Below are 10,470 nucleotides of genomic sequence, written 5' to 3'. Positions count from 1 at the left end.
GCGAGGACCCGGAGGCTTTCTCAGCAGCGCTGCGTTTTCAGCAGCAGAGAAGCGAGATTATGAACCGTCTTTTTCAGCTCGTCAACAACTTTTTAACTACTTCGTTGCGACGGCTGGGGTTCAACTTCTTGCACCGCCGAGGCCGCTACGACCAGCCCGACAGCACCGCTTCCCTTCTTCTCCCGCGCTGCGTTTCCGTTAGCGCGAAAGAGGCGTGATTCTAAGCACCTGCCCTCGTCCGCGCAACCCCTTTGTGAAAATATTTTGAAAAGCCCCCGTGCGCTGCCGCGCACGGGGGCTTGGGGTTCGATGAACTACGTGCCTCCGGCGACCTTGAAGCGGCCGGCAATCCGTCGTTCTATATATATGGCGAGTTTACTTGCCGCCAGCCACGGCCTGCAGCTGCTCCACCGGCACCGCGTCGGCCATCGCCGTGTAACCGGCGTCGCTCGGGTGAATGCCGTCGCCGCTGTCGTAGCGGCGCTGCAGCACACTCGGGCGCGCCGGATCGCGCAGTACCGCGTCGAAGTCGACCACACCATCGAACCCGCCGCCGCTTCGGATCCACCGGTTCACCTCGAGCCGGATCGCCTCGCGCCCGGCCGGCAACGCCGCGGGCGTGAGCGTCGCACCGAAGATCTTCACCCCCTGGCGGTGTGCAGCCTCGATCAACCGGCGATAGCCGTCGATCAACGATGCCGCCGTGACCTGCGTATGCGGGTTGTCGCAATCCAGCCCCGCGCGCGGCGGCATCGCCGCAAAGTTGATGTCGTTGATACCGATCAGCACGATCGCCGCCTTCACCCCCGCGCGCGACAGCGCATCGCGCTCGAACCGCGACGCCAGCGACGTGCCGTAGCACGCCGAATCGCTCAGCAGACGATTGCCGCTGATCCCGAGATTCACGACGCCAAGCGAATCCGAACCTGCCGCGGACAGCCGGCGCGCCAGCGCGTCGGGCCAGCGACGGTTGCGGTTCAGGCTCGAGCGGAGCCCGTCGGTGATCGAGTCGCCGATCGCGGCGACGCTCGCCCGCGCGACCCCGGCCTCGACGGCCAGTTCGGTCACCCACGCATACTGGGTAAAGCGCACACGGAAGGCACCGCCGCCCGGATCGTTCACGTGATCACCCGGCGCCGATACGAAATTGAGCTGGTTCGACACGCGGTGCCACACGGTCATCCGCTGGTTCGCGCCCATCCGCAGACTGATCGCATACGGCTGCCCGGCCATCAAGTCGATCGCCACCGCGTCGCTTTCGAGTTCCTGGCCCGGCGCGAGCGTCACCGACGCCTTGCCGCCGAAGCGCACGGCAGCACTCGCCCCGTCGGCAAGCGCCGCGCCGTCACCCGCGCGCGCAAGACCGGCGCCCTCGATCACCAGCGGCGCGCGACCGTACGCATTGCTCACGCGAATCCGCGCGGCATGCCCCGATACCGTCGGGTAGACGATCTGACGGACGGTCCGTCCGCCCACGTCGGGCGCGCGATAGAGCGGCGGCGGCGCAGCCAGGTCGGGAATCGGCTGCAATGCGGTCGCCCACGCGGCGACCCACCCGGCCGGTGCGGCCGAGGCGGCAAGCGGCGACAGGAACACGGACGCGCCCAGCACGGTCGCGACGAAACTGCTTCGAAATGACATCGGCGAAATCCTTATCGGAAAGCGGGCATTGTGCCGCAGAAGCGGCCCGTCTCACGCGCCGGACCGTCTTCCTGCCCTGGCGATCGCGCCCCGACGCCCCACGTTTACCCGAATCTCCCCGCAAATCCGCGAGAAATTTATTAACCGACCGGTCGGTTGGTTTATACTTCGCACACATTCAACCGGACGAGATCCTCCGCCATGTACACGCAATCCCTCGACATCCCCGGCAACGTCGCATCGCTCGACGCCGCAGCCGAGTCGCCCGAGCAGGCGCGGTTCGACGCGGTCATGGCCGCGGACGGCAAGATCGAACCGCAGGACTGGATGCCCGACGCCTATCGCAAGGCGCTGGTGCGCCAGATTTCGCAGCACGCGCACTCGGAAGTCGTCGGCATGCTGCCGGAAGGCAACTGGATCTCGCGCGCGCCGAGCCTGAAGCGCAAGGCGATCCTGCTCGCGAAGGTCCAGGACGAAGCCGGTCACGGCCTCTATCTATATAGCGCGGCGGAAACGCTCGGCGTCTCGCGCGATTCGCTGATCGACGCGCTGCACGCCGGCAAGGCGAAATACTCGAGCATCTTCAACTACCCGACGCCGACCTGGGCCGACGTCGGCGTGATCGGCTGGCTCGTCGACGGCGCCGCGATCATGAACCAGATCCCGCTGTGCCGCTGCACGTATGGCCCGTACGCGCGCGCGATGATCCGGGTCTGCAAGGAAGAGTCGTTCCACCAGCGCCAAGGCTTCGATGCGCTGCTGTCGATGATGAAGGGCACCGACGCGCAGCGTGCGATGGTCCAGCAGGCGGTGAACCGCTGGTGGTGGCCGGTTCTGATGATGTTCGGCCCGAGCGACGCCGATTCGGTCCACAGCAACCAGTCCGCGAAATGGGGCATCAAGCGGATCACGAACGACGACCTGCGGCAGAAGTTCGTCGACGCGACGGTCGACCAGGCGAAGGTGCTCGGCGTGACGCTGCCCGACCCCGACCTGAAATGGAACGAGGCACGCGGCCACCACGACTACGGCGCGATCGACTGGGACGAATTCTGGCGCGTCGTCAACGGCGACGGCCCGTGCAACAAGGAACGCCTCGCGACCCGCGTGAAAGCGCACGACGACGGCGCATGGGTGCGCGAAGCCGCGCTCGCGCACGAGGCGAAGCGCCGCGCCCGCGCCGAACAGCACGCCGCCTGAGCGGCAACCATCGAATACAGGATTCAGGAGAGAGTGATGAACAAGGAATGGCCGATCTGGGAAGTGTTCGTGCGCAGCAAGCAGGGCCTCGACCACAAGCATTGCGGCAGCCTGCACGCGGCCGACGCGTCGATGGCGCTGCGCATGGCGCGCGACGTCTACACGCGCCGCCAGGAAGGCGTGAGCATCTGGGTGGTGCCGTCGTCGGCGATCACCGCGTCGGATCCGGCCGAGAAGGCCGAGCTGTTCGAACCGGCGGGCGACAAGATCTACCGTCACCCGACGTTCTACACGCTGCCCGACGAAGTCAACCACATGTAACGCCCGCGCCATGACGATCACGCCCGAACACCTCTCCTACGTGCTGCGCCTCGCGGACAACGCGCTGATCCTCGGTCAGCGCAACGCCGAGTGGTGCGGCCACGGCCCGATCCTCGAGGAAGACATCGCGCTCACCAACATGAGCCTCGACCTCATCGGCCAGGCCCGCATGCTGTATACGCACGCAGCCGAACTCGAGCGCCAGCTGAACGGCGCGACGAAGACGGAAGACGATTACGCGTACTTCCGCACCGAGCGCGAGTTCGCGAACTTCACGCTCGCCGAGCTGCCGCACTACGGCCCGATCGCCGGCACCGCGCACGCCGACAAGGATTACGCGGTGACGATCGTGCGCAACCTCCTTTACGCGACGCTGATGCTGCACGTGTGGACCGCGCTCGAAACGTCGACGGACGCGCAACTGGCCGCGATCGCCGCAAAATCGGTGAAGGAGACCCGCTATCACGTGCAGCACGCGCGCGAATGGCTGGTGCGCCTCGGCGACGGCACCGATGAATCGCATCGCCGCGCTCAGGCCGCGCTGGACTACCTGATTCCGTACACGCGCGAATGCTTCGCGGCCGACGCGATCGACGACGCGGTCTGCGCATCGGGCATCGGGCCGGCACCGGCCGCGCTCGAAGCCGCATGGCGCGCGGACGTGGACGAAGCGCTCGCGGAAGCGACGCTCACCCTGCCGGCGCCCGTGCAGCACGTGAGCACCGGCAAGCAGGGCGAGCACTCGGAGCACATGGGCTACCTGCTCGCGGAAATGCAGAGCCTCGCGCGCCAGCACCCTGGCGCGACCTGGTAACCCGCCGCCCCAACGGAGCCCGACGATGTCCGTCCAGACCGCCGCCCCAGCCGACCCGACGCCCGCCGCGCACCGCAACGATCCGTTGCTCGCGCGCGCGTGGGACGTGCTCGAAGCCGTGCCCGATCCCGAGATTCCGGTCGTGTCGATCCGCGAGCTCGGCATCCTGCGCGACGTCCGTCGCGCGGACGACGGCCAGCTCGAAGTCGTGATCACGCCGACCTACTCCGGCTGCCCGGCGATGTCGCAGATCGCCGAGGACATCGCCGCGGCAATGCAGGCCGCCGACCTGCCGCCGCACCGGATCGAGACGGTGCTCGCCCCCGCGTGGACGACCGACTGGATCACGCAGGAAGCGCGCGACAAGCTGCGCGCGTACGGCATCGCGCCGCCCGTCGGCCAGTGCGGCAGCGCCGCGCCGCGGGAAAACGTCGTGCGTTTCGTGCCGCGCCCCGTCGCGGCGCCCGTGTGCCCGCGCTGCGGCTCAGCCAACACAGAGCGCCTCGCGCAATTCGCGTCCACGGCCTGCAAGGCGCTGTATCGCTGCGTCGACTGCCGCGAACCCTTCGACTACTTCAAACCTTACTGAAATGAAACAGCCCCCACGCTCTCTTCATTCGCTGCCCCCCGAGGGGGCCGACGCCCCCGTTGGGGCGGCCCGGCGGGGGTCGTCAACCCCGCAATTTCACCCGCTGCGTATCCGCGACGTGCGGCCCGAGACCGCCGACGCCGTTACCGTCTCCTTCGACGTGCCGCCCGAGCTGCGCGACGCGTACCGCTTCACGCAGGGCCAGTTCGTCACGCTGAAGACCCACATCGACGGCGAGGAAACGCGCCGGTCGTACTCGATCTGCGTCGGCACGACCGACTACGACCGCGACGGCGAACTGCGCATCGGCATCAAGCGCGTGCGCGGCGGCCGTTTCTCGAATTTCGCGTTCGACACGCTGCAGCCGGGTCACACGATCGACGTGATGACACCGGACGGCCGCTTCTTCACGCATCTGAACGCGGACCACGGCAAGCAGTACGTCGCGTTCTCCGGCGGGTCGGGCATCACGCCGGTGCTCGCGATCGTGAAGACGACGCTCGAACTCGAACCGCGCAGCACGTTCACGCTGATCTACGGCAACCGCAGCGTCGACGCGATCATGTTCGCGGAGGAACTCGAGGACCTGAAGAACCGCTACATGAGCCGCTTCGTCCTGTACCACGTGCTGTCGGACGACCAGCAGGACGTCGAGCTGTTCAACGGTGTGCTCGACCAGGCGAAATGCGCGGAATTCCTCGCGACGCTCACGCCGGCCGACGCAATCGACGAAGCGTTCATCTGCGGCCCGGCGCCGATGATGGACGCGGCCGAAGCCGCGCTGAAGGCAGCCGGCGTGCCGCAGGCGAAAGTGCACGTCGAACGCTTCGGCACGCCGCTGCCGCAGGCGGGCGCGCCCGTCGTCGAGATCACCGACCAGACGCCGGCTGCCGACCTCGAAATCGTGCTCGACGGCAAGAAACGCAAGCTGCGCCTGCCGTACGAAGGCGTGAGCCTGCTCGACGTCGGCCTGCGCGCGGGCCTCGCGCTGCCGTACGCGTGCAAGGGCGGCGTGTGCTGCACGTGCCGGGCGAAGGTGATCGAAGGCGAGGTCCGGATGGAGAAGAACTACACGCTCGAGGAACACGAAGTGAAGGACGGCTTCGTGCTCACGTGCCAATGCCACCCGATCAGCGACAAGGTCGTCGTGAGCTTCGACGAGCGTTGAGCGGCGTCGCGCCGGCGCGCCGCGCCGGTTTCTCGTCGTCACACATCTCGCTTACACTAGGGGCCGCCGGCCGGCTGGACGTCTTCACGTCCGCCCGGCCGGCGGTTTTCTTTTGTTGACGACAGACCGATGAGTACCATTCACGTGATTCAGGGCGGCACCGCCGCCGCGTCGCTGCGCGAGGCCCTCGCGCAAGCCGGACGCGACGAGCGCGTCGTCGGATTGCTCGACGATCTCGCGGTCGGTCCGCTGAAGGGCGCCGACGAGACGCCCGACACGCGCGCCGCCTTCTGGCAGCGCGTGCTCGGCGACGCGATTCCCGACTGGAACGCGGAAATCGAAGGCGAATTCGCCCGCCTCGACCAGCTCGCGACCGAGACGGGCCAGGTGGTCGTCTGGCACGCGCCGAGCGTCGGCGACAAGCTGCTGCTACGCCGCGTCGCCTATCACCTGCGCAACGTGCCGCAGCGCCTGAACGAGGTGCGGCTGTCGGCCGCGGACCTCGACGCGCCGCAGCGCGCGGCGCTGACCCGCACCGACCAGGCCTGTTCGACCGGGATGTTCTCGCCGGCGGCGCTCGCGCGCAAACGGCCGCTGGCCGCACCGATCTCGGTGCTGCGCATCGGCCGCCTCGCACTCGAATGGCAGGAGGCGAAGCACCTGAATGCCGAGTTGCGATACTGGGTCAGCAACACCATCAAGAGCGGCCAATACGCGGACCTCGACACGCTGATCGTCGCGCACGCGGAAACCGGCTGGCTGCCCGCTCGACGCGTCGTCGGCGGCATCATGGCCGGCGCCGACCGCGGCGGGCTGTTCGTCAGCGACTCGATCGCCTGGTGGCGCTGCCGCGAACTCGCGGCAGCCGGCCGGCTCGAGCTGCAGGACGACGCGCCGGCCGCCCTTTCTTCCACGCAGGTGCGCGCGCCCGCCGCGCCTCGCTAACGCTACTCTTTCGCATTCGACCATGGCCCGTACCCGAGCGCCCGACCACGAATCCCAGCGCGAGCAGATCCTCGATCTCGCCGCCGAGAAATTCGCGCAGACGAGCTACCCAAGCACGTCGATGTCCGATCTCGCGACCGCGAGCGGCACGTCGAAGGCACGTCTCTATCACTATTACGAGAGCAAGGAAGCGATCCTGTTCGACCTGCTCGACCGCTACACGAAGCGGTTGATGCTGATCATCGCCGAGGTTGAAGGTGCGAGCCAGCGGCGCGGCCTCAGCGAACGCGACGCGTTCGCCGAGCTGGTGCGCGCGTTCCTCGCCGAGTACGAGACGTCGCACAGCCGCCATGTCGCGCTGCTCAACGACGTGAAGTATCTCGAGGACGCCCAGCGCGAAATCGTGCTCGACCGCCAGCGCGACATCGTCGCGGCATTCGCGCGCCAGCTCGCGCGCGCCTATCCGGACCGGATCTCGAAGGAAAACCAGACGTCGGTCACGATGATGGTGTTCGGGATGATCAACTGGACGTTCACATGGCTCAAGCCGGGCGGCCGCCTCGGCTACCGCGACTTCGCCGAGCAGGTGATCGACCTGATGGAGCACGGGCTGTCGTCCGGCGCGTGATTGCCGCGCAGCAGCATGCGTTGCGCAGCGGGTACACTGCGACAGGCCGCCGCGCATTTCATGTTATGAATTTTAAATCGCTTATAAATCAAATAGATAGCAAATGAACTAAGCGGATTTAGAATTCGCCCTCGGCACAAATAACGTCAAATACGGGTTTTCCCCAACCCGCTCGGGTAAAATGCTGTTGCATTGCACAAGCTGCTTGTGCGGCTACAGACTGAGGAACCCACGATGAACACGCAACTCGACCGCCGTGCCGATGCTGTCGGCCACGCCGGTACTGCGCCGGTTCTCGTCAGGGAACTGGCTTCCAAAGACCGTGAGCGAATGCTCACCCACTTTCTCTCGCTCAACGAAGAGGACCGCCTGCTGCGCTTCGGCCAGATGGTGCCCGACCACGTGATCGAGAACTATGTCCGTACGATCGACTTCGGTCGCGACACGGTGTTCGGCGTGTTCGACCATGGGCTCGAACTGATCGGCGTCGGCCACCTGGCGTATCTGCCCGCGGAAGGCGACAAGCGCACGGCCGAATTCGGCGTGTCGGTGCTCGAAAGCGCCCGCGGACGTGGCGTCGGCTCGAAGCTGTTCGAGCGCGCGGCGATCCGCAGCCGCAATACCCGCGTGACGATGCTGTACATGCATTGCCTGTCGCGCAACGCGACGATGATGCACATCGCGAAGAAATCCGGGATGCGGATCGAATACGCGTACGGCGAAGCCGACGCGTACCTGTCGCTGCCGCCGGCCGACCACGCGACGATCCTCGCCGAGATGCTGCAGGAACAGGCCGCGGTGTTCGACTACGCGCTCAAGCGCCAGGCACACCGCACGTCGAAGTTCATCGAATCGCTGATGCCTGCCGCGCTGACGGCATAACATCGGCCGACCGGGCTGCCCTGCGGGGCGCCCGGCCTTCCCTTCCTTCTCGCCTTCCCCCGCCGCGCACTAGCGCACCGAGCGGATCGGCAACGCCGTCGTCTCCTTGAAGCACTCGAGCGAGAAGCTCGTCTTCACGTCGATCACCGACGGATGGTGCAGCAAGTGCTCCTGCACGAAGCGGGAGAAGTGCGCCATGTCCTCGACCTGCACGCGAAGCAGGTAATCCATGTCGCCCGTCATCGCATGGCACGCGACCACTTCCGGCCAGGTCTGCACGGCCGCGCGGAACAGTTCCGCGTGGGTCGCGCCCGCGCGCGCCGACGTCTCGTCGGCACGGACCGGCGCCAGGCCACCACGCTTCTCGAGCCGCACGCTCACGTACGCGAGCAGGTCGAGCCCGAGCTTCTGCGGATCGAGCAGCGCGACGTAGCCGGTGATCACGCCGATCTCCTCGAGCCGCCGGATCCGCCGCAGGCACGGGCTCGGCGACAGGTTCACGCGCTCGGCGATCTCCTGGTTCGACAGGCGGCCGTTCTCCTGAAGAATCGCCAGAATCCGCCGGTCGATGGCATCCAATTCGGCTTGCGCCATTTTCTGCCCTCCGTTGATTATTTCCAGACTGGAAATTGCGCCATCGTAGGCACGGACGATTAAGTTCGCAAGTTTTCGCTCGCGCCCGCCCGCTACACTTTGTCGCACGTACCGATTCGTTGCGCACGCCGACACGTGCGCCGCGTTCGACATCGAACCGGGCCGCACACGCGCACGTCGCGCCGGCCGATCGCCCCGCACAGGAGACACGACATGCAGATCCCCAACTGGGACAACCCCGTCGGCACCGACGGCTTCGAATTCATCGAATACACCGCGCCGGATCCGAAAGCGCTCGGACAACTGTTCGAGCGGATGGGTTTCACCGCGATCGCCCGCCATCGTCACAAGGACGTGACGGTCTACCGCCAGGGCGACATCAACTTCATCATCAACGCCGAGCCCGATTCGTTCGCGCAGCGCTTCGCGCGCCTGCACGGCCCGTCGATCTGCGCGATCGCATTTCGCGTGCAGGACGCCGCGAAGGCTTACCAGCACGCGCTCGAACTCGGCGCGTGGGGCTTCGACAACAAGACGGGCCCGATGGAGCTGAACATCCCGGCGATCAAGGGCATCGGCGATTCGCTGATCTATTTCGTCGACCGCTGGCGCGGCAAGAACGGCGCGCAACCGGGCGCGATCGGCGACATCAGCATCTATGACGTCGACTTCGAACCGATCGCCGGCGCGAACCCGAACCCGGTCGGCCACGGCCTCACCTACATCGACCACCTGACGCACAACGTGCATCGCGGCCGCATGCAGGAATGGGCCGAGTTCTACGAGCGGCTGTTCAACTTCCGCGAAGTGCGCTATTTCGACATCGAAGGCAAGGTGACGGGCGTGAAGTCGAAGGCGATGACGTCGCCGTGCGGCAAGATCCGGATTCCGATCAACGAGGAAGGCTCGGACACGGCCGGCCAGATCCAGGAATACCTCGATGCCTATCACGGCGAAGGCATCCAGCACATCGCGCTCGGCACGAACGACATCTATGGCGCGGTGGACGGCCTGCGCGGCAAGGAAGTGAAGCTGCTCGACACGATCGACACGTATTACGAACTGGTCGACCGCCGCGTGCCGAACCACGGCGAATCGCTGGACGAGCTGAAGAAGCGCAAGATCCTGATCGACGGCGCCCGCGACGACCTGCTGCTGCAGATCTTCACCGAGAATCAGATCGGCCCGATCTTCTTCGAGATCATCCAGCGCAAGGGCAACCAGGGCTTCGGCGAAGGCAACTTCAAGGCGCTGTTCGAATCGATCGAGCTCGACCAGATCCGCCGCGGCGTGGTCCAGGACAAGGCCTGACGCAGAAGGCCGCGCGGCGCCCGGCTGGCCCGGGCGTCCGCGCGAACATCGGCGGCACAAGGAAAAAGGGCGGGAATCCTGCGATTCCCGCCCTTTCGTCGTTCCGGCGCGGCCCGGCGGCCGCGCGAACGGATCAACGCACGTTCGCCTTCGACACGACCGCACGCGCGGCCGCCTGCTGTGCGTCGGCATCCTGCGCCGGCGCGATCTGACGCATCTGCGCGCCGGCTGCCGCCAGTGCGCTCGCGCCGCGCGCGTGCACCGGGCCGGTCATCGCGAAGAACGCGGCGGACACGATCAGGAAACTCTGGATATGACGTGTGTTCATTGCACCTCCTGTAAAACTGCCGGCGCCTCCCCGGTTGCGTCGAAACGAG

General features: G+C 66.5%; 13 protein-coding genes. 10 read left to right on the top strand and 3 right to left on the bottom strand.

Features of this window, described 5'->3' with window-relative positions:
- Nucleotides 1-218, top strand: a 218-nt coding sequence (locus tag DID99_RS37625; protein WP_221623066.1) for a hypothetical protein, incomplete at its 5' end; no start/stop codon positions are given.
- 157 nt (nucleotides 219-375) lie between these two features.
- On the opposite strand, the gene DID99_RS31640 is transcribed toward DID99_RS37625, so the two are convergent.
- Nucleotides 376-1,641 (bottom strand): SGNH/GDSL hydrolase family protein, encoded by a 1,266-nt coding sequence (locus DID99_RS31640; RefSeq protein WP_124668281.1) that lies wholly within the window; start codon nucleotides 1,639-1,641, stop codon nucleotides 376-378.
- A gap of 201 nt (nucleotides 1,642-1,842) precedes the next feature.
- On the opposite strand from DID99_RS31640, the gene paaA reads away from it, so the two are divergent.
- The 8 genes from paaA (at nucleotide 1,843) to DID99_RS31600 (ending at nucleotide 8,188) form a co-directional block, all read left to right on the top strand.
- Complete coding sequence (gene paaA / locus DID99_RS31635; protein WP_124668280.1) at nucleotides 1,843-2,841, top strand: 1,2-phenylacetyl-CoA epoxidase subunit PaaA; 999 nt, start codon at nucleotides 1,843-1,845, stop codon at nucleotides 2,839-2,841.
- Nucleotides 2,842-2,877: 36 nt separating this feature from the next.
- Nucleotides 2,878-3,162 carry a 1,2-phenylacetyl-CoA epoxidase subunit PaaB gene (paaB, locus tag DID99_RS31630; protein WP_006752453.1) on the top strand — a complete coding sequence of 95 codons (285 nt, stop codon included), beginning with the start codon at nucleotides 2,878-2,880 and terminating at the stop codon, nucleotides 3,160-3,162.
- A gap of 10 nt (nucleotides 3,163-3,172) precedes the next feature.
- Nucleotides 3,173-3,976, top strand: coding sequence for a 1,2-phenylacetyl-CoA epoxidase subunit PaaC (paaC, locus tag DID99_RS31625; RefSeq protein WP_124668279.1), 804 nt, complete (start codon nucleotides 3,173-3,175; stop codon nucleotides 3,974-3,976).
- 25 nt (nucleotides 3,977-4,001) lie between these two features.
- A complete protein-coding gene (gene paaD / locus DID99_RS31620) occupies nucleotides 4,002-4,565 on the top strand; it encodes a 1,2-phenylacetyl-CoA epoxidase subunit PaaD (RefSeq protein ID WP_124520505.1) in 564 nt (187 codons plus the stop codon).
- A gap of 31 nt (nucleotides 4,566-4,596) precedes the next feature.
- Complete coding sequence (paaE, locus tag DID99_RS31615) at nucleotides 4,597-5,733, top strand: 1,2-phenylacetyl-CoA epoxidase subunit PaaE (protein ID WP_124489245.1); 1,137 nt, start codon at nucleotides 4,597-4,599, stop codon at nucleotides 5,731-5,733.
- Nucleotides 5,734-5,862: 129 nt separating this feature from the next.
- On the top strand, nucleotides 5,863-6,678 hold the full coding sequence (locus tag DID99_RS31610; protein ID WP_124668278.1) for a DUF1835 domain-containing protein: 816 nt from the start codon (nucleotides 5,863-5,865) through the stop codon (nucleotides 6,676-6,678).
- Between the two features lie 22 nt (nucleotides 6,679-6,700).
- Nucleotides 6,701-7,306, top strand: coding sequence for a TetR/AcrR family transcriptional regulator (locus tag DID99_RS31605; protein ID WP_059682891.1), 606 nt, complete (start codon nucleotides 6,701-6,703; stop codon nucleotides 7,304-7,306).
- 234 nt (nucleotides 7,307-7,540) lie between these two features.
- A complete protein-coding gene (locus DID99_RS31600) occupies nucleotides 7,541-8,188 on the top strand; it encodes a GNAT family N-acetyltransferase (protein ID WP_044846322.1) in 648 nt (215 codons plus the stop codon).
- A 69-nt stretch (nucleotides 8,189-8,257) separates the two neighbouring features.
- Here DID99_RS31600 and DID99_RS31595 read toward each other — a convergent pair whose 3' ends face one another.
- Nucleotides 8,258-8,782, bottom strand: coding sequence for an Lrp/AsnC family transcriptional regulator (locus DID99_RS31595; protein WP_011655746.1), 525 nt, complete (start codon nucleotides 8,780-8,782; stop codon nucleotides 8,258-8,260).
- A 213-nt stretch (nucleotides 8,783-8,995) separates the two neighbouring features.
- Here DID99_RS31595 and hppD point away from each other — a divergent pair, with 213 nt between their 5' ends.
- Nucleotides 8,996-10,093 (top strand): 4-hydroxyphenylpyruvate dioxygenase, encoded by a 1,098-nt coding sequence (gene hppD / locus DID99_RS31590; protein WP_124571406.1) that lies wholly within the window; start codon nucleotides 8,996-8,998, stop codon nucleotides 10,091-10,093.
- A 133-nt stretch (nucleotides 10,094-10,226) separates the two neighbouring features.
- On the opposite strand, the gene DID99_RS31585 is transcribed toward hppD, so the two are convergent.
- Complete coding sequence (locus DID99_RS31585) at nucleotides 10,227-10,421, bottom strand: hypothetical protein (RefSeq protein WP_124668277.1); 195 nt, start codon at nucleotides 10,419-10,421, stop codon at nucleotides 10,227-10,229.
- Nucleotides 10,422-10,470 lie beyond the last annotated feature (49 nt).

This window comes from Burkholderia sp. Bp8986 (genome assembly GCF_003854225.1).
Lineage (GTDB): Bacteria > Pseudomonadota > Gammaproteobacteria > Burkholderiales > Burkholderiaceae > Burkholderia.
Note: the sequence above shows the minus strand (reverse complement) of the source record. Positions and strands in the feature narration are given on the sequence as shown.

What these genes read in the sequence shown, in the direction of transcription:
- DID99_RS31640 (WP_124668281.1), bottom strand. Translation starts at nt 1,641, where the DNA reads ATGTCATTTCGAAGCAGTTTCGTCGCGACCGTGCTGGGCGCGTCCGTG.
- paaA (WP_124668280.1), top strand. Translation starts at nt 1,843, where the DNA reads ATGTACACGCAATCCCTCGACATCCCCGGCAACGTCGCATCGCTCGAC.
- paaB (WP_006752453.1), top strand. Translation starts at nt 2,878, where the DNA reads ATGAACAAGGAATGGCCGATCTGGGAAGTGTTCGTGCGCAGCAAGCAG.
- paaC (WP_124668279.1), top strand. Translation starts at nt 3,173, where the DNA reads ATGACGATCACGCCCGAACACCTCTCCTACGTGCTGCGCCTCGCGGAC.
- paaD (WP_124520505.1), top strand. Translation starts at nt 4,002, where the DNA reads ATGTCCGTCCAGACCGCCGCCCCAGCCGACCCGACGCCCGCCGCGCAC.
- DID99_RS31610 (WP_124668278.1), top strand. Translation starts at nt 5,863, where the DNA reads ATGAGTACCATTCACGTGATTCAGGGCGGCACCGCCGCCGCGTCGCTG.
- DID99_RS31605 (WP_059682891.1), top strand. Translation starts at nt 6,701, where the DNA reads ATGGCCCGTACCCGAGCGCCCGACCACGAATCCCAGCGCGAGCAGATC.
- DID99_RS31600 (WP_044846322.1), top strand. Translation starts at nt 7,541, where the DNA reads ATGAACACGCAACTCGACCGCCGTGCCGATGCTGTCGGCCACGCCGGT.
- DID99_RS31595 (WP_011655746.1), bottom strand. Translation starts at nt 8,782, where the DNA reads ATGGCGCAAGCCGAATTGGATGCCATCGACCGGCGGATTCTGGCGATT.
- hppD (WP_124571406.1), top strand. Translation starts at nt 8,996, where the DNA reads ATGCAGATCCCCAACTGGGACAACCCCGTCGGCACCGACGGCTTCGAA.
- DID99_RS31585 (WP_124668277.1), bottom strand. Translation starts at nt 10,421, where the DNA reads ATGAACACACGTCATATCCAGAGTTTCCTGATCGTGTCCGCCGCGTTC.